Source organism: Nodosilinea sp. E11, assembly GCF_032813545.1.
Lineage (GTDB): Bacteria > Cyanobacteriota > Cyanobacteriia > Phormidesmidales > Phormidesmidaceae > Nodosilinea.
In genome coordinates this window covers 3,881,576-3,904,196 of sequence record NZ_CP136520.1, presented here as the reverse complement: position 1 = coordinate 3,904,196, position 22,621 = coordinate 3,881,576, and the positions used below count along the sequence as shown (strand labels likewise).

Below are 22,621 nucleotides of genomic sequence, written 5' to 3'. Positions count from 1 at the left end.
ATGGTTTGGCGATGGCTATAGTCCCTAGTATGAAATCGACAATCTTACAGTGGCAAAACCTAGCCCAGAAATGGCGCTGGCCCCAGGCAGCACTGGTGGCCCTCAGCGGCGTGCTGATGGCGATCGCGCTGCCACCCTGGAGCCTGTGGCCAGTGGCCTGGGTGGGGCTGGTGCCCCTGTGGTGGATGGTGCTGGCGACCCCGACAGTGCTGTTGGCTACAGCCTATGGGCTGCTCTGGGGGCTGGTCTACTACGGCATCTCCCTAGCCTGGATTACCCACCTGCACCCGCTGATGTGGATGGGAGTGCCCTGGGGGAGTAGTGTGGCGATCGCCCTCTCTGCCTGGATTTTTATTGTCCTTTGGGGGTCGGTGTGTATTGCCTTTTGGGGGGGCATGATGGCCTGGCTGGCCCGGCGCTGGCCGGGGCGAAACCGCTGGCTGGTGCTGGCGGGCACCGCCCTCTGGTGCGCCCTCGAAGCCCTGCGCAACCACAGCCCCCTCGACTGGTCGCCCCTCAGCCTCACCCAAAGCCCAGACAACCTGTGGATTTTGCACCTAGCCCGGTTCTCAGGCCCCGGAGCAATCACCGCTATTCTCGTCGCCACCAACGGCCTGCTGGCGCTGGCACTGGCAGAAGGCAGAAGGCAGACAGACCTCCCCCCCCTCTCCCACTCCTCACCCATCCACCCATCCACCCATTCACCCATCCCCCGCCCCATCCTTGCCGCCATGGCGCTGGCCATCACCGGCCACGCCCTTGGCGCTCTGCTCTACACCACCACTTCGATAGCATCCCCCGAGCAATCCGTTACCCTCGGCCTGATTCAGGGCAATGTGCCCACTCGCGAAAAGCTCACACCCCAGGGGGTGCGTCAGGCGCTAGAGGGCTACACCGACGGCTACCGATCGCTGGTTGAGCAAGGGGTCGATGCCGTGGTCACCCCCGAAGGAGCGCTGCCTCAGTTGTGGAACCCCAACACGCCCCAGATTGCCGCCATCATTCAAACCGTCCGTCAGGGCGGGGTACCCCTGTGGCTAGGCACCTTTGCCCCAGTGCCGGGGGAGGGACGACAACAGTACACCCAGAGCCTGCTCGAACTGCGCCCCGACGGCGACACCTATGGCCGCTACGACAAGGTACAGCTGGTGCCCCTGGGAGAATACGTGCCCTTTGAGGCGGTGCTGGGCCGCCTGATCAGTCGCCTGTCGCCGCTGGATAGCTACCTGGTGCCGGGGCAACCCCAGCAGCAATTTATCACCAGCGTAGGCGTAGGCGTCGTCGGCATTTGCTACGAGTCGGCCTACAGCCGCCTGTTTCGTCACCAGGTGAGGCAGGGGGGCGAGTTTATCATCACCGCCTCTAACAACGATCCCTATCCCCTGTGGATGATGATGCAGCACCATGGGTTTGATGTGCTGCGGGCAGTAGAGAGCGATCGCTGGGCGCTGCGGGTGACCAATACTGGCCTTTCGGGCCTCGTCGATAACCGAGGTCGCACCCGCTGGCTCGGCGAACCTCAAACCTACCTCACCCACCGCGCCACCCTCGATCGCCGTCAGAACCTCACCCCCTATAGTCGCTGGGGCGACTGGCTTACGCCGTTCCTGCTGGGCCTGACCCTGATCTGGGGCTGGCGCAAAAGATGAAGGTTGGTAATGTTGTTCCTCTCCAGTTTGTTACCCTCAAGTATTGAGGCGACTGCTGGAAAACGTTCTCCCCAATAGTGGGCAGTGCCCATCCTACGGTGGCGACAGTCGCCGGATACAGCGGGGAATTTCTTGATCTAGAAATCTCCTGAAGACTGACTCGTTTGCAGTCAGCACCAGCGGCTTCCGTCCTAGGGGTTAATGCGTGGTTGTACAGAATCGGCTGGCTGGCTATACGCTGCACCGGGCAATGCACGAGGGCATCTACACCCGAGTGTTTGCCGGGGTATCGCAAGCCGATCAACGGCCAGTTGTGATCAAAATTCTCAAAAACGACTATCCCGCCTTAGAGGAAATCACCCGCCTCAGACACGAATTCAAAATTCTCGACAGCTTAGACCATGCCGGTATCATCAAACCGCTAGCCCTAGAGAGCTACCCCAACGGGCTGGCGCTGATATTAGAAGACTTTGGCGGCATTTCCCTCAGCCAATATCTGCGTCAAAGCACCCTGGCGATCGGCCAGTTTCTAGCGATCGCCCTTCAGGTGGTGGCGGCCCTAGCAGAGCTGCACCAACGCCAGATTGTGCACAAAGACCTCAATCCTCGCAATATTCTGATCAATCCGGTCAGCGGACAGGTCAAGCTGATCGATTTTAGTCTGGCCTCGCGCCTGTCGCGGGAGAACCCAGCGATGAGTAATCCTAACCGGCTGGAAGGAACGCTGGCCTATCTATCGCCCGAGCAAACCGGACGCATGAATCGGACAATCGACTATCGCACCGATTTTTACTCTTTGGGCGTCACCTTTTACGAAATGCTGACCGGGCAGCTGCCCTTTACCACTATTGACCCGTTGGAGCTGGTGCACTGCCATATTGCCAAAGCTCCGGTAGCCCCCCAAACGCTCGCCCCAAACCTACCTCAGCCCCTCGCCGACTTGGTGATGAAACTGCTGGCCAAGACCGCTGAAGACCGCTACCAGAGCGCCCTGGGCCTCAAGGCCGATCTGCTGATGGGTCAACAGCAGCTCGAAGCAACCGGCACCATTGCCCCCTTTGCGATCGGCGAACTCGACTGCTTTAGCCAGTTTCTCGTGCCCCAAACCCTCTATGGTCGCGACCTCGAAGTGGCCACGCTACTGAAAGCGTTTCAGCAGGTGACGGCGGGGGCCACCGAACTGATGCTGGTCAGCGGCTACTCGGGCATTGGCAAAACGGCTCTTGTCCAGGAGGTGCACAAACCGATTGCCCAGCAGCGAGGCTACTTTATTGCCGGTAAGTTTGATCAGTTTAAGCGCAATGTGCCCTATGCCTCGCTGACCCAGGCCTTTCAAGAGCTGATGCGGCAGCTGCTGACTGAGCGTGACGACCAGGTGGCGGCTTGGCGAACCAAGCTGCGAGAGGCTCTAGGCGCAAACGGTCAGATCATCATCGATGTGATTCCAGAGGTGGAGCGGATTATTGGCCCCCAGCCAGCGGTGCCTCAGCTAGGGCCATCGGAGGCCCAAAATCGGTTCAATCGTGTGTTTCAGCAGTTCTTGCGGGTGTTTAGCCAGCCAGAACACCCCCTGGTGATTTTTTTAGATGACTTGCAGTGGGCCGACCTGCCCTCGCTGACGCTAATTGAGCTGCTGGCGATCAACCCTGAAAGCCAGTATTTACTGCTGCTGGGGGCCTACCGCGACCATGAGGTCAGCCTGGCCCACCCCCTAATATCAACTCTGGAGCGCATCCAGGCGGCGTCTGTGCCGGTGCGTAAGCTGGTGTTGCGGCCTTTGGGCATCGAGCATGTCACTCAGCTAGTGGCCAGTACGCTGCACACCAGCGAAACCGAGGCTCGGCCCCTGGCACAGCTAGTGTTTAAGAAAACCCAGGGCAACCCCTTCTTTCTCACCCAGCTGCTGAAATCGCTCTACCAAGACCGGCTGCTCTGGTTTGACTTTGACCAAGGCGGCTGGCAGTGGGATATGGCGGTTTTGCAGGAGGTTGAAATCACTGAAAATGTGGTTGAACTGATGGTGAACCAAATTCAAAAGCTCTCGGTCAAAACCCAGCAGGTCTTGAGGCTGGCCGCCTGCATTGGCGACACCTTTACCCTCGATGTGCTGGCGATCGTTCACCAAGCTACCCAGGCCCAAACGGCCACCGATCTGTGGGAAGCCCTTCAGGCCGATTTCGTAGTACCCCTCAATCAGACCTACAAAATTCCGCTGGCCCTCGATGTCGCCGCCCACCCCCCGGAGACGATCGCACCGCTCTCTAGCCCTGAGGCTCCGATCGCCTATAAGTTTTTGCATGACCGGGTGCAGCAAGCGGCCTATCTGTTAATTCCAGAGTTGCAGCGGCCAGAGGTGCATCTTCAGATTGGTCGGCTGCTCCTACAAAATATTGCGGTAGCGGAGCACAACGAGCATATTTTTGCGATCGCCAACCAGCTCAACTCCGGTATCGAGTTAATTACCGCTGAGGCCGAGATCTACGCCCTAGCCGAACTCAACCGGCTCGCCTCGCAAAAGGCCAAGGCAGCGGCGGCCTACGACTCAGCCCTGCGCTACGCGATCGTGGGATTAGATCTGATGCCCCCCGACAGCTGGCAACAGCAGTACAACCTAACCCTGGCACTACACGAAGCCGCCGCCGAAGCCGCCTACCTCAACGGCGACTTTGAGCAAATGGAAACCTGGACAGCGGCGGCCCTGCAACAAACCTGTGCCCCCATTCACACCATGAAGGTGTACGAGGTCAAAATTCAGGCCTGCATGGCCCAGCTGCAACAGCGAGACGCCGTCAAAATTGGCTTGCAGGCGTTGGCCCCCCTGGGGGTGAGCCTGCCCGAAACTCCCAGCCTGGACGATATTCAGCAGGCCCTGGGGCGCACCGCCGCCACCCTTGCGGGGAAGCACCCTGATGACCTACTGACCCTGCCCCTAATGAGCGACCCCGAAAAGCTGGCCGTCGTGCGCATGCTCACCAGCTTAGGGTCACCTTGCTACCAGGCGGCCCCCAGCTTGTTTCCGCTGGTAATTTGCGAACAGGTCAATCTATCGGTCACCTACGGCAGTTCTCCCTTTGCGGCTTATAGCTATGCCTGCTATGGCGTCATTCTCAACGGCATTTTGCAGGAGATTGAGGCGGCTTACCAGTTTGGCAGTCTGGCTTTGCAAGTCGTCGACCAGTTTAATGCCGTGGAGATCAAGGCTAGCGTCTACTTTGTGACCGCTGCCTGCACCATGCACGGTAAGGTGCACGCGCGCGAAACCCTGCCCCTGCTGTGGGAAGGCTACCAAAGCGGCCTAGAGAATGGCCAGTTTGAGTACGGCGGCTATGGGGCCGTGCAGCACGGTCACCACTCGTATTTGATGGGGCAGGAGCTGCCTCGGCTGGCGACCGCAATGGCCGCTATCAGCGAGACCCTGGCTCAGCTCAAGCAAGATAACGCCCTGGGCTGGAATCAAATTGTCGAGCAGGCGGTGCTGAATCTGCTCGATGCTCCGAGTGAGCCCTGGCGGCTAGAGGGCAGCGCCTACCGGGAGACAGAGCGGCTGCCGTTGCTGCAAGCCGCCAACGATCGCACCGGCCTGCACTATCTCTATCTCAACAAGCTGATCCTCTGCTACGGGTTTGGGCAATATGCCGAGGCCTTAGCCAATGCCGCCCAGGCCGAACAGTATTTAGACGGGGTGAAGGCGTTTTTTGTCGTGCCGGTGTTTACGTTTTACGATGCTCTGGCGCACCTGGCCTCGGCTTTGACCACAGGGGCGGCCCCCTCAACAACGCTGTTAGAGAAAATTTCGCAAAACCAGGCCAGTCTGCGGCAGTGGGCTAACCACGCACCGATGAATTTTCAGCACAAGCTGGACCTAGTCGAGGCAGAAACGGCACGGCTGTTGGAGCAGCCCTGGCAGGCGATGGCTCTCTACGACCGGGCAATCGCAGCGGCATTAGACCAGGGTTATCTTCAAGAAGCGGCATTGGGCAACGAACGAGCCGCCGAGTTTTATCTGGCCGAGGGCCGCGACAAGGTGGCCCAGGTCTATCTGAGCGAGGCCTACTACGGCTATCTGCGCTGGGGGGCGATCGCCAAGGCCCGCCAGCTAGAGGCTCGCTATCCCCATCTGCTGGCCCAGGCCCCAGGACCAGAGGCGATCGCGCCAGTCCCCACCCTCACCAGCCACTCCCTATCCAGCAGCAGCGGCATTCAGGGCCTAGATCTGGCCACCGTGATCAAGGCGTCCCAAGCCCTGTCAGGAGAAATTGTGCTCAGTGACTTGCTCACCAAGCTGATGCAGATCGTGCTCGAAAATGCTGGAGCCGAGAAGGGTCTGCTGCTGCTAGACACCGCAGGCCAACTGCTCATCGAAGCCGCAGGCACCGTGGATGCCGAGGCGATTACCGTACAGCAGCGGAAGACAGACCCCAGCGTGGAGAGCGAGCACCAGCCCCCCACTAACGATCTTGACCCGTCGGTGGTGCCCCTCTCGGTAGTGAACTATGTGGCTAGAACCCACGACTCACTCGTCTTGAGCGATGCCCATCGGGAAGATATGTTTGCCACCGATCCCTACGTGACAACGCAGCAGCCTAAGTCGGTGTTGTGCACCCCGATTCTGCACCAGGGCAAACTGACCGGCATTCTCTACCTCGAAAATAACCTGATCACCGGGGCCTTTACCCCCGACCGGCTAGAGATCTTGCAGCTGTTGGCCGCCCAGGCCTCCATCTCGATTGAAAACGCCCGGCTCTATGCCAACCTGGCCGAGGCCAACCGCACCCTAGAGGCCAACGTAGCCGCCCGCACCCTAGAATTGCAAGCCAAAAACAGTCACCTTCAGCAGGAAATTCAGGAGCGACAGCGGGCTGAAGAGGCGGCCACCGTTGCCAGTCGGGCTAAAAGCGAATTTCTCGCCAATATGAGCCATGAGCTGCGCACCCCCCTCAACGGCATTTTAGGCTACAGCCAGGTGCTGAAAAAAAATGCTGCCCTAGACCAGCAGCAGCGGAAGGGGTTAGAGGTCATCCATCGCTGTGGCGACTACCTGCTGACGCTCATCAACGATGTGCTCGATCTATCTAAGATTGAAGCGCAGAAGATGGAGTTGCAGCCCAGCCCTTTTCATCTGCCCCATTTTCTCCAAAACCTGCTCGAAATTTGCCGCCTGCGGGCCACCCAAAAGCAGATTGCGCTCAACTATGTCGCCCCCCCGACGCTGCCGCAGTTTGTGTATGCCGACGAGAAGCGGCTTCAGCAGGTGCTGCTCAACCTGCTGGGCAACGCCCTCAAGTTTACCGAAACTGGCTACGTAACCTTGAGAATAGACGATGCCTCGCCCCATCCCGAGGCCCAGGCAGGGGCCGCCCCCCTCAAGGACAGCCCGCCCACCCACCTGCGCTTTCAGGTTGAAGATACGGGCATTGGCATTGCCCCGGAGCAGCTAGACCAGATCTTTCAGCCGTTTCACTCGGTCACGAGCCCAGGGCAACGCCCCGAGGGCACAGGTCTAGGGCTAGCCATTAGTCGTCAGCTGGTGCAGCTGATGGGCAGTGATATTGCCGTCAGCAGCCAGGTGGGCCAGGGAAGCCAATTTTGGTTTGACCTAGACCTGCCCCCAGCGCCCCAGGGTGACGAGACGAGGCCAATGGGCGGGCAGTTGGTGAAAGGCTACCGGGGCGATCGCCGCACTATTCTAGTCGTAGACGACAAGGACTATAACCGAGCGGTCATCGTCAACTTTTTAGCCCCCCTGGGCTTTACCGTGCTAGAGGCCGCCGATGGCCAGCAGGGTCTGGCGATCGCCCAGCAGCACCACCCCGATGCGGTGCTAGTCGACTTGGTCATGCCGCTGATGGATGGGTTTGAGATGACCCGACGGCTGCGGCAAACCCCCGAGCTAGAATCCGTGGTAGTGATCGCCATTTCTGCCAGCGTGCTCGAATTTGATCAGCGGCTGCGGCAAAAAACTCGCTGCGATGATTTTTTACCCAAACCCGTCTACGAACCCGCCCTGCTGAGGAAGCTCCAAACCCACCTGGGGCTAGAGTGGATCTCTGAGCCTGACAGTTCTCTATTGGCCCAAGGTGACCTAAAGCAGCTCAGCCCCAGCCAGGACACACACACCCTACCCAATGCCCTACCTGCCGCCGCCATTCCCCCCGCTGCAGAACTCAATAGTTTGCTAGATCTGGCCCTCAAAGGTGACCTAAAGGGCCTGATCGCCGACACCCAGCGCCTAGAAACCATAGAACCGCAGTGGGCAGCCTTTGCCCTTCAGTTGAGGCAGCTAGCCATGAGCTATAAGGGAAGACAGGCGATTGACTTGATTAAACGCTACCAACTATCGACATGAGCGAGGCTACAGCCCAAGCAGGCACTATTTTAGTCGTGGATGATACCCCGACCAACTTGGAGGTATTGTTCGATTTTTTGAACAATGCCGGGTTTAAAGTTCTGTTTGCTGAAGATGGCGAAAGCGCCTTGGAAACGGTCACCTATGCTACCCCTGACCTAATTTTGCTCGATATTCTCATGCCGGGCCTTGACGGCTACGAAACCTGTCGCCGCCTAAAAGCCAATCAGGCTACCGCCGCGATTCCGGTGATCTTTTTAACCGCCCTGACCGACACCACCGACAAGGTCAAAGGCTTTGCCCTAGGCGCGGTCGATTTTATTACCAAGCCCCTACAGTACGAAGAAGTTTTGGCGCGGGTGGAGACCCATCTGCGTTTGCAAACGCTCACCCGGCAGCTGCAAGCCCAAAATGCCCAGCTAGCACAAGAGATCGAGGAGCGCAAACAGGCCGAAGCCGCCCTACAGCGGCAAAATCAGCGATCGCAGCTGTTTGCCGAAGTCACCCTGAAGATTCGCCGCTCTTTGCAGCTTGAGACCATTCTGCAAACCTCAGTGACTGAGGTACAGCAGATTTTGCAGGCCGATCGAGTGCTGATCTATCGCCTTTGGTCTGACGGCACCGGCAGTAGTGTGGCCGAGGCGGTGCAGCCGCCCTTTGCCAAGGTGATGGGCATTGTCTTTCCTGCTGAGGTGTTTCCTGAAGAAACCAAAGACCAGTACCGCCACGGTCGAATTCGCCAGTTAACCAATGTCGATAGCGATGACGATGTGCCCGACTGTCTGGTCAGTTTTCTCCACCAGCTTCAGGTTAAAGCCAAGCTGGTGGTGCCCATTCTCACCCAAAACGATCTGTGGGGGCTGCTGATTGCCCACCAATGTTCTGGCCCCCGCCAGTGGACGGCCTTTGAGACCGAACTGCTCCAGCAGCTGGCTGACCAGATCGCGATCGCCCTTACCCAGGCCCAGCTCTTAGACCAAGAGAGGCTCCAGCGCCAGGAGCTGGCCCGCTCCAACGACGAACTTCAGCAGTTTGCCTACATCGCCTCCCACGACCTCCAAGAACCTCTGCGCATGGTCACCAGCTACCTACAACTTTTAGAACGCCGCTACCAGGGCCGCCTCGACCCCGATGCCGATGACTTTATTCAGTTTGCGGTCGATGGTGCCCTGCGCATGCGCTTGCTAATCAACGACCTGCTCCTTTATTCTCGGGTCGATACGCGGGGGCAGTCGTTTGAGTTGACCAGCGCCCAGGCTGCAGTCGACGATGCGATCGCCAACCTCCAGGTCGCCATTGCCGAAGCAGGTGCCGTTGTCACCCATGGCGAACTACCCCAGGTGCGGGCAGACCACACCCAGCTGACCCAGCTTTTTCAAAACCTGATTGGCAACGCCATCAAATTTCGCAGTGAGGCCCCTTGCCGCATTGCCATTGAAGCCCGTCAAAAGGAAGATGCCTGGTTATTTTCGGTCCAGGATAATGGCATTGGTCTTGCCCCCCAGTATGCCGAAAAAATATTCGTGATTTTTCAACGGCTGCACAACCGAATAGACTATCCAGGCACTGGAATTGGGCTAGCGGTCTGCAAAAAAATTGTGGAACGGCACGGTGGCCGCATTTGGGTAGAGTCTGAACTGGGCCAAGGCGCAACCTTCTTCTTCACGATTCCAGAGGGAGGTGCAAACTGATGATGGTTGACACCAGAAGCGTTACACATCCCGTTGAAATCCTGCTTGTAGAAGACAATCCAGGAGATGTCAGACTGACCCAGGAAGTCTTAAAAGACTGCCGAATTCACAATCATTTGAACGTAGTAGACGATGGGGAAAAGGCGATCGCCTTTCTGCACCACACCCCACCCTACACCCACGCTCCTGAACCCAACCTGGTGCTCCTCGACCTTAACCTGCCGCGACGTGGTGGGTTAGAGGTGCTGCAAATCATCAAGACTAACGCCACACTGCGACACATTCCGGTGATTGTGTTTACCACCTCCCAGGCCGAATCAGACATTATGAATGCCTATAATCTCCATGCGAATTGCTACATCACCAAGCCTATCGATCTAGAACAGTTCACAAAAAGCGTCAAATCAATTGAAGACTTTTGGCTGGCCATGGTGCAACTACCCTTGGAGTAACCCATGGATAACCAAGCCCCGATCCACGTTTTATTGATCGAAGACAACCCCGGCGATCGGCGGCTGCTGCAAGAGCTACTGCGGGACGTAGCCTCAGTCTCTATTCAGCTAGAGCATGCCAACTGCCTCAGCGAGGGGGTGCAGTGCCTACAACAACAGCCCTTTGACATTGTATTGCTAGACTTATTTTTACCCGATAGTCAGGGCTTTGCCACCTTTACTCAACTGCATCAGCAAGAACGCAACACGCCCATCGTGGTCACCACCGGCCTCAACGACGAAACCCTGGCACTTAGAGCAGTACAGGCTGGAGCCCAAGACTATCTGGTCAAAGGCCAAATTACCGGTGAGCTGCTAGTGCGCTCCATTCGCTATGCGATCGAACGGAAACGCACCGAGCACAAAATTCGTGAGCAGGCGGCGTTGCTAGACATTGCCACCGACGCCATTCTGGTGCGCGATGTGCAAAACCAAATTTTGTTTTGGAACAAGGGGGCCGAGCGCCTCTATGGGTGGACGGTGGAGGAAGCATTGGGTAAAACCGTGAGCCTACTCTTTCAAGATGGTTTGGCGCAGGTTCAAACGGCTCAGCAGCAGCTCATGGTTGATAACGAGTGGCAGGGAGAACTCAACCAAATCACCAAAACCGGACAGAGCATCACCGTTGAAAGTCGATGGAGTCTGGTACGCGATGACAATGGCGAACCCAAGTTTATTTTGGTGGTTAACACCGATGTAACCGCCAAAAAACAGTTAGAAGCCCAGTTCTTTCGCGCCCAGCGGCTAGAAAGCATCGGCACCCTGGCGAGCGGTATTGCCCACGATCTCAATAATATTTTGACTCCCGTTTTAACCACTGCCCAGCTTTTGCAGATGAAGCCTGGCAATCTGGATGAGCGCAGCCTGCACATGCTCAAAATTTTAGAGATCAATGCCCGGCGAGGAGCCGAAATCATCAAACAAGTGCTGTCCTTTGCGCGGGGGGCAGAGGGCAACGATACGGTGCTGCAAACCGGGCATCTGATTCGAGAAGTTCAGCAGATTATTCGAGAAACGTTTCCTAAATCGATTGAATTAGACGTTGACATTCCCAAAGATCTTTGGACTGTCATTGGCAACGCCACACAGCTGCATCAAGTGCTGATGAATTTGTGCGTTAATGCCCGAGACGCCATGCCTCAAGGAGGGCAGTTGAGCATCTCAGCCGAGAACCTTACCCTCGACAAAAGCTATACCCGCACTAACTTAGATGCCAAGGAAGGAAAATATATTGCGATTACCGTGGTAGACAATGGCGGTGGCATTGCACCGGAGCTACTCGATCGCATTTTTGAGCCGTTTTATACCTCAAAAGACGTGGGGAAGGGCACGGGGCTAGGGCTGTCAACGGCGTTAGGAATTATTAAAGGCCACCGTGGTTTCATCACAGTATCTAGCGCCACGGGCAAAGGCACCCAGTTCAAAATTTTCTTGCCTGCCGTTACCGTTGTCGATCAAAAAGAGACAATTGATGCAGAGGTGCTAGGTGGCCATCAAGAGCTGGTTTTAATCGTAGACGATGAAATTTTGGTGCGAGAGGTCACCAAAGCCGCTTTAGAAACCTATGACTATCGCACGCTAACGGCCTGCGACGGCGTGGAAGCGATCGCACTCTATGCCCAACAGCAAACCAGTATTCACGTCGTCATTGTCGATATGATGATGCCGACTATGGATGGTGCTACCACTATTCGCATTTTACAGAAGCTCAACCCTCAGGTGAAGGTGATTGCTGTCAGTGGGCTGCCCTATAACAGCGACGAGTCTCCTATCAGTGCCCCCGTAGGTATTCAAGGCTTTTTACCTAAGCCCTACACCGTTGAACAATTGATCCAAGCCGTGCATGACGTACTCCAGCCACCTAGCTAAGCCTAAATGCTGCTGGGTCACTCTCGATGCCGCTGGGCAAAGGTCAGCGACCCACCAAACTCAACTCTCCGGCCCCGCTGGCGACAGTATTTTTTGTGGTTCAGACCTGGCGAGTTGTGAAGATGAAAAGGGCCTAGAGAAAACTTGATAATAGGCCAATCCTCTGTAGACTCTTTTTATGACGACTTTTGTGGCCCTTGATTTTGAAACCGCAGATCGCGACAGGGATAGTGCCTGCTCTATCGGCCTGGTGCGGGTTGAGAACAATCAGGTTGTCGATAGCACTCATTACCTAATCCGGCCACCTCGACGACAATTTGAGTTCACCCACATCCACGGTATTACCTGGAATCAGGTCATGAATCAGCCTACCTTTGAGCAGCGATGGCCTCAAATAGCCGATTTTCTAGCAGGAACTGATTTCTTCGTTGCCCATAACGCGTCCTTCGACCGTAGCGTGCTCTATGCCTGCTGTAAGGCCTACAACATCCCACAACCCGATCCAGAATTTATCTGCACCGTTCAGTTAGCTAGAAAAGCCTGGAACATTCGGCCTACCAAGCTGCCTAATGTCTGTGAATATTTGGGTATTCCGCTGAAGCACCATGACGCTCTATCAGATGCTGAAGCTTGTGCTCAGATTGCGATCGCAGCCTATCCGCTAGTTTTGGCAAAAGATACAGCAAAGACCCTTTAATCATCCCATTCCCCACCAATGACAGCATTGAGCGGTTGCAGCTTTTTGCGCCTGCAGGAAAGCAAGCGCCGGGGAACTACAGCCGGGTAGTAGTGGCTAGGTCGGCGGTAGCTTTAGCCCTGGATAGTGAGGCCCACCGGGCCGTAGCGTGAGTTGACTCACTGTTTCTGTTCTTGCAACGCCCCCGGTAACTACTGGGGGCTTTTGTTAGGGTGGCCATAGAGCACCGTAACCGAACATCGTCACTACTGATCGGGGTATGGAAAGCCCAACGACAAGAGAGAATTGACTGGCGATACTGAGTATTAATTATCACTCCTAGGGGCTGAGCTATGCCGAAACGGAAGCACAAGAAAACCTTCCCCTGTGGTCACAAAGGCCACGGCAAAGATTGCGTCCGCTGTCAGCAGGAGGTCGAGGAGGCTGCGAGAAAAGCCCAGAAGCAAGCGGAACAGCAGCGGCAGCGCCATGAGTGGGCAGTTAGCTTCAGTCTCGATGTGGTAAACCTCAGAGGGCTACCAACCCATGTGGTGCAGAAGTCGCGGCACATCATTGATGAATTGGAGATTGGGCGACACTTTGGTAAGTTGGGCGGCAAGCGAATGATCTTTGATAAATCTGTGATCCGTATTCCTGTGGGCCTACGCTATCGAATGCTGTGCCGGGAAGAGAGAGGCCGCATTACTCCGCTAATGGTGCTTTCCCACGAAGACTATAACGCCTATGCCAGCAACAGGCGACGAGTTAGTTGATGGGGTCTTTAACCCTTGAAAGTATTGCAAGAGATTGAATGGTGAGCCAAATTAAGACAGATGAGCAAATGCAAAATGCCCTAGATTCTGAAGGCAGAGTCTAGGGCATTGGTTAATAGGATTCAAACGGAACTTTGAAGTGAAATATTCCGCTTACGACATTCAACTGCTAACTTGAGGGACTTCCTCAAATGGGTAGTGCTGTTCAGAGATGCTTCAATACCGTCGTGTAGGGTTGTTAAGTCTCTAGGTATTTATTGCAGTGCTCTCTAAGCTTTAGTAGAGGAAATATCAACAGCTAAGAAGAGTGCCGCTGACTTTGACCAGATAGATTCAGACGTTAACGAGATAAAAACCTCCTGTTTAACGAAGACTGAACTGTTTGGAACCGAGGGAAGTTTCTTTCGCCTCTTGTTATTAGACTACTCCTGTTACCAGAGGATTTCTTGCATTGATACCAAAGTTTATCTTTCGCTCCACCACTACTCTCATTGAGTGGTGGAGCGCCTGACGCAGCAACGCTGTGGGGTGCAGGTTGAAAGCCGCTCAATCTCTACGCCGACTAGGGTACAGCCTCTGCTGGAGCTGGATGGCACCACCACAAGGCTCTTGGGGTCAGAGAGCGGCAGGTACGGCTGAAGCTAGATTCCTGCGATCGCTGTAAACGTTTACAGGGTTCAACCTCTCGGCCAGATGACTTGCGGTCAGGTACCCTCCTTATCAACCCGCCCCCCTTTAGACATGGCAGTAGATTGACACAAACAGCCCTTTTCTCCAGTTTTAGAAGACTGCTGAGCTTGAGTCAAACAGGCATAATGCTTTGACAAGGTCAGTTTTTTTGTTTGCGTTCTGCTCTAGCTGCCTTGAGTTCTCTGCTCTTTAATTCGGCGGCTTGATAAGCATTCACGTAGTCTTTTCCCCCAAGCATCACGTCACCGTAATACTCGTAGGGCGGAGCACCGTAAATCGGCAGCGGAGGATCGTCTGGGTAATCTTCCCGAGCCTCTGCAATAGAGGCTTTTAATGCCTTGATGCTGAGACTTTGGGCAGGAAAATAGTAGATGTCTTGCCGGGCCTTATTGATATGCGGTAGCGTCGGGTCGATAATATCGTCACCCAGTTCAATCCAGGCGTGTTCGATCGGCTCATACTGCCCGTTATTCAAAACCACAAACCCTTGAACGTAGGTGGCTCCAGTCAGTGTCAGCACAGCTCGATGGGTGTTGTCAAAGGGAGCGCCTGCTTTGCTTTTGATTTGTTCAAAAATTTCGAGGGAAAGGGGTTCGTTCAGAGTTGGGGGCATTGGGCGTGAATTTTAGAGTCGCTACTGCAGATCGTAAGCATCTGCGTGGCGTATGTCTATTGCCGCTAGGCCGATGTTTAGGTCGTTTAGTGAGTGCTAGGGCCAAAAAGCACAGCCGTAGCGGTTTGGAGGTGCGATCGCACTTGGGATGCTAGGTAAGCCTGCTCAAGCAATGCAGCCTTGGTTTGTCGCTGGCTCGGTGTAGACAGAACCGATATAGGAGGGTTTGGTAACCGAGGTCATTTTTGGCTTCCATTCCCTGCACTGTTCCTAGAGGTCAGGGGTCTCTAGGGTCAACTGCTCGCGGGTCGCGGGTGCAACTGCGGGTTTAGTTGCCGGGGGGCTTCGGCTCCCTGTTTTGCCGTAGAAAACGATGACAGCTAAAACAGGTGCTCATTGATACTTTTCAACTTTTTCCCCATGTTATGTTGTGACCGATCAACTGATATTGAGGACTAACGGCCATGGCCGACACTCTGATCAAAATCGAGCTGGATAAGTCTCCTTACGAGAACGACATGATCCACAATCGCTGGCATCCAGATATTCCAATGGTGGCCACGGTTAAGCCCGGTGATGACTTCATTGTCGAGTGCTACGACTGGACCGGAGGTCAGATCAATAACAATGACAGTGCTGATGATGTGCGCGATGTTGACCTGACTCAAGTACATTTTCTCTCTGGCCCTGTGGGCGTGGAGGGTGCAGAGCCAGGAGATTTGCTAGAAGTAGATATTTTAGATATCGGCGCATTTAAGGAAAGCCAGTGGGGTTTCAATGGCTTCTTCTCAAAGAAGAACGGTGGCGGATTCCTGACTGAACATTTTCCCGAAGCCCAGAAGTCTATCTGGGATTTCAACGGCATGTTTACTAAATCTCGGCATATTCCCAATGTGGAATTCGCTGGCATGATTCACCCTGGACTGATCGGCTGCCTACCGTCTAAAGAGATGCTGGCAGAGTGGAACAGGCGTGAGCAGGCCCTCGTCGAAACCAACCCAGATCGGGTGCCACCCCTGGCCGCCCTACCCTATGCCGATACAGCCCATATGGGCCGGATGCCTGCGGATCAGGCCAAGCTTGCTGCCGCCGAAGGTGCCCGCACCGTACCCCCTCGCGAACATGGCGGTAACTGCGACATTAAAGACCTCTCCCGAGGTTCTAAGGTTTATTTCCCGGTCTACGTGAAAGGCGGTGGTCTGTCAGTGGGGGATCTTCACTTCAGCCAGGGCGATGGGGAGATCACCTTTTGTGGGGCGATCGAAATGGCCGGCTGGATTCACCTCCGGGTCAACCTGATCAAGGACGGTATGGCTAAATATGCTATCAAAAACCCAATCTTCAAGCCCAGTCCAATCAAGCCTCGCTACGACGATTACTTGATCTTTGAGGGCATTTCGGTAGACGAGCAAGGCGAACAGCACTACCTAGATGTTCATGTTGCCTACCGTCAGGCCTGCCTGAATGCGATCGAGTACCTGACCAAATTCGGCTACAGCCGCGCCCAGGCCTACGCAATCCTCGGCTGTGCTCCGGTGGAAGGCCACATTAGCGGTGTCGTAGACATCCCCAACGCCTGCGCGACGCTGTGGCTACCCACCGATATCTTCGACTTCGATATCAATCCTGGTGCTGAAGGCCCGCAGGCCCAAGCTAGTGGAGCCATGGATGTGCCCCTTTCCCCTGACCAGGAGTAACCTCTATGCCCCTCTACGACTATAAGTGCCGCGACCATGGCCTGTTTCAGGAGTTGGCCATGCTGTCGGAAAGTGCAGAGCCTCAACCTTGCCCAGAGTGTAGTTCGCTGGCGGCGCGGGTGATCGTGCTGCCGCCTGCGCTGCTGGGCACGGATCCTCTGCTTCACGAGGCTATGGCCCGAAACGAGCGCAGTCAGCATGAGCCACTGTTTTCGACTCCCGAGCATCGCGCTGAGGAACAGGCGCGGCATGAGCACCGCCATGGCAAAGGCTGTGGTTGTCAGGATAAGGGTAGTGGCAAATCGCAGGTGCTCTATACCGCTGATGGCAAGAAGTGGTTTCCTGGTGCTAGGCCATGGATGATCAGTCACTAGCTTGCTAGTAGTTGGTCAATGCCCCACCTGCCCCTCTGCGCCCCCTTAGCCTATGGTGAGGTTGTACCTCAACGCACTCCTATGGCTTCAATTCTTGCTGCCCTTTTGGCGATCGCACTATGGGCGTTCCCCACTTCCTCAGCTTTTGCGATCGCAGCCCCTGCCCCTCAGTCTTTAGGGGCAATTCCTGGCCTCTCAGAAGTATTTGCGGGAACAACACCCGAACTGGGGATTCAGGATGGCAAGCTGTTTCCCTGCCCCTCAACGTCTAACTGTATGGTGAGCCAGAGTGCTGACCAAGACCATGCGATCGCGCCGATTGCCTATACAGGCAGCCTGGATGAAGCGCGGGAACTACTTATCAAAGTGCTGGGGGTTGTACCTCGTACTGAGATTGTGACGCAGCAAGAGAACTACATCCGCGTGAAGTCTACTAGCCGCATTCTGGGGTTCGTAGACGATACTGAATTTTACTTGCCGGAAGATGAGCCCGTCATCCACGTTCGCGCAGCAGCCCGATTAGGAGAATCCGATTTAGGCGTGAATAGACGGCGGTTAGAGCAGATTCGCTTCGCCCTCCAAGACTTAGGAGTTTAGTCGGTCGTAGCCCTAGAACATGGACCGAAACAGCGAGGCAAGGTCACGTCCCATTGAATCAGCCCGTAACGATAGGCGACTCCCCTTTTGCCTTACCGTTACACCAATACTCGCAGGCTTCAGGCGCTGGTTAATCGACTCTAGCGTGAGTTTTCCTCGTGCCACTTCCCTATAGCTTCCCCAAAATGTAGGGAAGGTTCTGCCACACCCAGGGATATGCTGGCCTATAGGGAATGTCGAAAGCCCCACGTTGACGGGACTTTGGGGTACGGGGCTGGCGGGATTCGAACCCACGACCTGCCGCTTAGGAGGCGGCCGCTCTATCCTGCTGAGCTACAGCCCCAGATCTCAACATGCGATCTTGGGCCATTTTACACCCTGATTTGATTGTGGGAGTTCAAGACCGAGTAAAGATGGCGCGGTGGACAGGCAACCCCTGTTCTAGCGTGACCCGCTCGCGATCGGTTTGGGCAGGAAAGGGGCTGGTAGGTAGCCAGTCGGAGCTAGAACGTAGAAAGTGAGGGTTTTCGGCGATGCGATCGCACATATCGATCGCCACCGCTTCCACATCAGACTGCACCACCACGCGCCCGCCAGACGGCAAGAACTCGGCCAGGGTGGCCACTAGCTCGGGTTGCAGCACTCGGCGCTTTTGGTGACGTTTTTTAAACCAGGGGTCAGGAAACTGGATGGAAACTTGCTGGAGGGGGTTGGGGTCGCCCCAGCTCTCTAGCAGGGCGCGCAGGGAGATATTGACGTTGCAGTACATAAAATGTAGGTTGCTCAGCCCCGATTCTTGCTGGCGCTTTTGCGCAGACTCGACCACAGGCCTGCGAATTTCTAAGCCCAAAAAATTCCACTCGGGCTGAAGCTGGGCCATATGCAGCGCAAAGACACCTTTGCCACAGCCAATGTCGATGTGCAACGGCTGCTGGGGGTTGGCAAAGAGGGTCTCCCAGGCGGGAGTCTCGACAGGAGCCTGGTATCGCTCACTCAGGGGATTGACGTGCTGACGCACCCGAACAACAGCCACAGGGTTAACCTCGATGGAACCACGGCTTTCTATCATGCCATTTGGGGGGGTGGGTGTCAGGTGTTAGGTGCAAGGTGTCCAGTTTAAGGGGGCAGGGGTCAGGCCCAAAACCCGAGATCTGGCACCCAATTTCTTTACCGAATCGGGCGAGGAGCAGCTAGGCTGATAGGAGAATTCACATCTTTGTACGTCTAAAGTTCATGGGACAGCGTTTTCGTTTCGCTATCATCAGCGACCCTCACATCGCTCGACCTGAGACCATCTACAACGGCCCCAATCGCTTTCACTTAGTGGAAGTTAGTATTCCGGGTATTGAGCAAATCTTTGACCATTTAGAAACACTGGATCTCGACTTTTTGCTGCTGCCCGGCGACCTCACCCAGCATGGAGAATGGGTTAACCACCAGTGGCTGATCGATCGCCTGAAGCGGCTGCCGTTTCCAGCCTACGTGGTGCCCGGCAACCACGATGTGATTGCTAGGGACGCCAGCGATCGCGCCATTGGCCTCCAAGATTTTCCTAAGCTGTACCAAGACTTTGGCTACAGCGATGGCAAAACCCTGCACTACCAGCACGAAATTCTTCCCGGCGTGCGGCTGGTGGCGCTCAACTCCAACGCCTTTGAGCCCAATGGCGAGCAGGTACGGGTAGGCTATGTGGATCAGACTCAGCTCGACTGGCTAGAGACAACGCTGGCTGACTACTCCGACGATTTAATTCTCGTCATGCTGCACCACAATGTGCTGGAACACCTGCCGGGCCAGTCAAACAGTCCCCTGGGCCAGCGCTACATGGTCAGCAATGCCGCCGATATCATTCAACGGCTGGAGGCGGCACAGGTGCGGCTGATGTTTACCGGTCACCTGCATGTGCAGGATGTAGCGCGGCACGGCGACCTGTGTGAGGTGCTGACTGGGTCACTGGTCAGCTACCCCCACCCCTACCGGATTGTGGAGATTGAGCACGGCGATGGCGATTTGCGGGTGGAGGTGCGATCGCGCCGTCTCACCGCCGTAGACCCCTGGGACGATCTGCAAGCGATGTCGCATCGGTGGATGTGCGATCGCGCTGAGGGATTTATGACCAAGTTTCTCACCAGCCCGCCGGTGGGGCTAGCTGACCATGAGGCGGCAGCGATCGCCCCCAGCCTCAAGACGTTTTGGGCCAGCATCGCGAACGGCGACGCCCAAATCGACTTTTCGCACCTGCCGCCTGAGGTGCAGCAGCGGTTGGCCTGCTACAACGCAGTAGACAGCGATGGCAATCCGCAGGCGATCGACAATACCGCCACCTTGGTGTGGCCATCCGCATCCAAGAGCGCTCTAAAATAGGGGTGCTGTTTGAGGAGACCCATGTGATTCAGGAGCCTAGGCCCATGGCTGGCGTTAAGCAACCCACCTCCAACAGCTTTAAGAAGCTCCAGGGATTTTTGCGATCGCGCATGGGGCAGGCGATCGCCGACTACGGCATGATTGGCGAGGGCGATCGCGTCATGGTCTGCGTCTCGGGTGGCAAAGACTCCCACACCCTGCTCGATATTCTGCGCCACCTCCAGCGCAGCGCCCCGATCTCCTTCGACATTCTGGCGGTCAATCTCGACCAAAAGCAGCCGGGCTTTCCGGCCCACGTGCTGCCAGACTACTTTGAGGCGATCGGCGTGCCCTACCGCATCGTCGAGCAAGACACCTACAGCACCGTCAAACGAGTGATACCCGAGGGTAAAACCATGTGCGGGCTGTGCTCGCGGCTGCGGCGGGGCGTACTCTACCGGGTTGCCGCTGAGGAAGGGGTCACCAAGATTGCCCTCGGCCACCACCGTGACGACATGATCGAGACGCTGTTTCTAAATATGTTCCACGGTGGCAGGCTCAAAGCGATGCCCCCCAAGCTGTTGACAGACGATCGCCGCCACATCGTCATTCGGCCCCTGGCCTACTGCCCCGAGGCCGACATCGCCCGCTACGCCCGCTACCGCGAGTTTCCAATTATTCCCTGCACGCTGTGTGGGTCCCAGGCCAATCTACAGCGCGCCCAAATTAAGGACATGCTGCAAACCTGGGAGAAGCAGTGGCCGGGCCGCACCGAAACCCTGTTTCGCAGTCTCCAAAACGTCGCCCCATCTCACCTGGCCGACCCCAATCTGTTCGGCTTTGACGATCTAGAAAGCGCCCGCATTCTACCTGTCGAGGATGACGACAGTGGCGACGACATTGGCCCTGATTTAGAAGCAGAATTTAACCCAGCCCTGGCCCTGTTTACCGACGGGCTGCCAGGGGATGGGCGCGATCGCTAGTTGCTGTCGTCCTATTGCGGCAAATATTCGCGATCGAGGGTTTGCTCTAGGCTAAACGGACTTTCCAGGGGCAAATGTTCAAGGCTCACTCCGGTTTCTGTAGAGGCTAGATCGCGCGCATCTTGGTAGCACTCGGCAAACACCTGCTCAAAGTACGACTTGAGACTGGGGCTAGCTTTCAGCGCTGCCAGCAGCTGACGACGATGCTCTTTGATTGTAAATCGCCAGCTATTAGAACGCTGTCCAGGCTGATAGGCATACTTCAACAGGTGCATGAGCACCACAATGAGGTTGCTGGTCAAAACCTGTTTTTCGCTGCGGCCCATGTCTTCCAGTTCTTCGAGTAAGTGAGTAATGTCGATCTCGGTCATCTGCCCCGTTTTGAGTAGCTGGCAGGTGGTGCCCAGCCACAGAGCGTAGTCTTGCTCGTAGAGATGGGCCAGAGAACTAGCCTGAGCAGTAGTTTGAGACGACATAGTGGTAGCCGTTAAGTCTAATACTGCCATTGTAGTCGGGCTCAGGAAAGATGATTCCTCAAGCTGCAAATGCTCAGTTGCTTTGCCGGGCAGCAGGTCAAAAAGCTAGGGGTCGCTTTGCCCAGCGGTTGTTTGGGCGGCTGGGCACCCTGGGGGCAATAGCACAACAGAATTCACCTAAGCTCTGGCAGAAGCTAGCCGAGAGTTTAGCCTGAGGGGCCAAAGCCAAGCCATCACTCTCAAGCGCTTTTGATACCAATCGTCCATATCGCCAAGACGACACCCCCAACGATGAAAATTGTAGGGTGCATCCGCGCAGCGATGCACCGTCTCAGGGTTATTTTTAGAGCAAATCCAATTGCATAAACCCCGCTTCCCAAACGGCTAAACCGAGGGGCGCATGGCATGCGCCCGGCTGAACCGGGGGCAACCAAACAGGATTCAGTATGAAGATCTATTTTAGGTAGGGGGTGAGCAGAGCAGACCAGCTTTCGTCGGCCTGGGCAAATTCTGCCTCGCAGCCTTCGGCCCGAGATTCGGGGAGAAAATCTTCTGACACCCATTCGGCGTACCAGTCGGGATCGCTGCCGTAGACTAAGCAGACCATGTTATAGAACCGCTGTTCGCTAAGGCTGTGCTCATCCCAGTAGGGCAATTCCTCCAGCTCGGCTTCTTCTTCGGCATCGAGGCTAAACTGATCGATCCCGGCGATCGCGGCCTCTTCCTCTCCCTGCCACAGCAGCAGCACGGCAGCAAAGGCGTCCACAGCGTCTTCTTCGCGGCTGACAATGGGCAGTTCGAGCTGATCGACTAGGGCGTGGCCCAGTTCATGGAAGAAGGTGAAGTAGGCCGCATTGATCACCGTCTGAGTGTAGTCGGCCTCGTCCTCGTCGTAGAACATGTCGGCATAGTAGGCGATCAGTTCGTAGCACATGGCGATCGCCACGTCGTCGGGGCTGTAGAAGGCATTCACCTCACCACAGTCCTGAAAAGCGATCGCAATATCTTGGGGCAGAGCAAACTGCTCGTTCAGCGTAGCAACCACCCCATCGTAAAACTCACTCTCCACCAGAGCCTCGTAAACTGGCTGGTGGTCGGCATTTTCCGGTTCCAGATACTCCAGCACAAAGTCGCCATCATCGGTGGCTAGCCAGTCTCCCCCCTGGGCGTCGCCCCCACAGGCCCCTAGAACAGCGGCCATTGCCAGGGTCAAGACCCTTACCATTGCTCGTTTCATACAGTCCCCATTGCAAAACACCGAGAGTTGGGCGATCCCACGGATACCGCCTTGATCCTTAACGTACCCCTGGGGGGCGGTCACCACGCAGATCGCCCTTGAATATCGGCGATCGC

At 55.9% G+C, this 22,621-nt stretch carries 15 protein-coding genes, 1 tRNA gene and 2 pseudogenes; 13 read left to right on the top strand and 5 right to left on the bottom strand.

Features of this window, described 5'->3' with window-relative positions; translation table 11 throughout:
- Positions 1-29: 29 nt before the first annotated feature.
- The 8 genes and pseudogenes from lnt (at position 30) to RRF56_RS19450 (ending at position 13,495) form a co-directional block, all read left to right on the top strand.
- The gene (gene lnt, locus RRF56_RS19480) at positions 30-1,649 is read left to right on the top strand and encodes an apolipoprotein N-acyltransferase (protein WP_317034821.1); all 1,620 of its coding nucleotides are present in this window, start codon (positions 30-32) and stop codon (positions 1,647-1,649) included.
- Positions 1,650-1,854: 205 nt separating this feature from the next.
- The gene (locus tag RRF56_RS19475; protein ID WP_317034820.1) at positions 1,855-7,995 is read left to right on the top strand and encodes an AAA family ATPase; all 6,141 of its coding nucleotides are present in this window, start codon (positions 1,855-1,857) and stop codon (positions 7,993-7,995) included.
- Positions 7,992-8,345 (top strand): annotated as a pseudogene (locus tag RRF56_RS26465) (response regulator); the annotation flags it as partial. The gene RRF56_RS19475 and the pseudogene RRF56_RS26465, both read left to right, overlap by 4 nt.
- Before the next feature lie 78 nt (positions 8,346-8,423).
- Positions 8,424-9,686 (top strand): annotated as a pseudogene (locus RRF56_RS19470) (sensor histidine kinase); the annotation flags it as partial.
- A 2-nt stretch (positions 9,687-9,688) separates the two neighbouring features.
- Positions 9,689-10,138, top strand: a complete 450-nt coding sequence (locus tag RRF56_RS19465; protein ID WP_410510644.1) for a response regulator — start codon at positions 9,689-9,691, stop codon at positions 10,136-10,138.
- A 3-nt stretch (positions 10,139-10,141) separates the two neighbouring features.
- Positions 10,142-12,046, top strand: a complete 1,905-nt coding sequence (locus RRF56_RS19460; protein WP_317034817.1) for a response regulator — start codon at positions 10,142-10,144, stop codon at positions 12,044-12,046.
- Between the two features lie 178 nt (positions 12,047-12,224).
- Entirely contained in the window at positions 12,225-12,743 is a 519-nt protein-coding gene (locus RRF56_RS19455; protein ID WP_317034816.1) for a 3'-5' exonuclease, read from the top strand.
- A gap of 332 nt (positions 12,744-13,075) precedes the next feature.
- Positions 13,076-13,495, top strand: a complete 420-nt coding sequence (locus RRF56_RS19450; protein WP_317034815.1) for a hypothetical protein — start codon at positions 13,076-13,078, stop codon at positions 13,493-13,495.
- Positions 13,496-14,324: 829 nt separating this feature from the next.
- On the opposite strand, the gene RRF56_RS19445 is transcribed toward RRF56_RS19450, so the two are convergent.
- Complete coding sequence (locus RRF56_RS19445) at positions 14,325-14,798, bottom strand: hypothetical protein (RefSeq protein ID WP_317034814.1); 474 nt, start codon at positions 14,796-14,798, stop codon at positions 14,325-14,327.
- 464 nt (positions 14,799-15,262) lie between these two features.
- Here RRF56_RS19445 and fmdA point away from each other — a divergent pair, with 464 nt between their 5' ends.
- The 3 genes from fmdA (at position 15,263) to RRF56_RS19430 (ending at position 17,466) form a co-directional block, all read left to right on the top strand.
- Positions 15,263-16,495: a formamidase gene (fmdA, locus tag RRF56_RS19440; RefSeq protein ID WP_317034813.1), complete on the top strand. Its 1,233-nt coding sequence runs from the start codon at positions 15,263-15,265 to the stop codon at positions 16,493-16,495.
- A 5-nt stretch (positions 16,496-16,500) separates the two neighbouring features.
- A complete protein-coding gene (locus RRF56_RS19435; protein ID WP_317034812.1) occupies positions 16,501-16,869 on the top strand; it encodes a zinc ribbon domain-containing protein in 369 nt (122 codons plus the stop codon).
- A gap of 81 nt (positions 16,870-16,950) precedes the next feature.
- Positions 16,951-17,466, top strand: a complete 516-nt coding sequence (locus RRF56_RS19430) for a DUF1499 domain-containing protein (protein ID WP_317034811.1) — start codon at positions 16,951-16,953, stop codon at positions 17,464-17,466.
- A gap of 269 nt (positions 17,467-17,735) precedes the next feature.
- Here the strand turns inward: RRF56_RS19430 and RRF56_RS19425 are convergent.
- Together RRF56_RS19425 and trmB are read right to left on the bottom strand one after the other, a co-directional pair.
- A tRNA-Arg gene (locus RRF56_RS19425) sits at positions 17,736-17,809 on the bottom strand.
- 54 nt (positions 17,810-17,863) lie between these two features.
- On the bottom strand, positions 17,864-18,499 hold the full coding sequence (gene trmB / locus RRF56_RS19420) for a tRNA (guanosine(46)-N7)-methyltransferase TrmB (protein ID WP_317034810.1): 636 nt from the start codon (positions 18,497-18,499) through the stop codon (positions 17,864-17,866).
- A 200-nt stretch (positions 18,500-18,699) separates the two neighbouring features.
- Between trmB and RRF56_RS19415 the strand changes: the two genes are divergently transcribed.
- The gene (locus tag RRF56_RS19415) at positions 18,700-19,830 is read left to right on the top strand and encodes a metallophosphoesterase (protein ID WP_317034809.1); all 1,131 of its coding nucleotides are present in this window, start codon (positions 18,700-18,702) and stop codon (positions 19,828-19,830) included.
- A gap of 44 nt (positions 19,831-19,874) precedes the next feature.
- Positions 19,875-20,792 carry a tRNA 2-thiocytidine(32) synthetase TtcA gene (gene ttcA, locus RRF56_RS19410; protein ID WP_317034808.1) on the top strand — a complete coding sequence of 306 codons (918 nt, stop codon included), beginning with the start codon at positions 19,875-19,877 and terminating at the stop codon, positions 20,790-20,792.
- An 11-nt stretch (positions 20,793-20,803) separates the two neighbouring features.
- On the opposite strand, the gene RRF56_RS19405 is transcribed toward ttcA, so the two are convergent.
- A complete protein-coding gene (locus tag RRF56_RS19405; protein ID WP_317034807.1) occupies positions 20,804-21,298 on the bottom strand; it encodes a DUF29 domain-containing protein in 495 nt (164 codons plus the stop codon).
- A 424-nt stretch (positions 21,299-21,722) separates the two neighbouring features.
- Positions 21,723-22,505, bottom strand: coding sequence for a DUF4344 domain-containing metallopeptidase (locus tag RRF56_RS19400; protein ID WP_317034806.1), 783 nt, complete (start codon positions 22,503-22,505; stop codon positions 21,723-21,725).
- Positions 22,506-22,621: the final 116 nt, after the last annotated feature.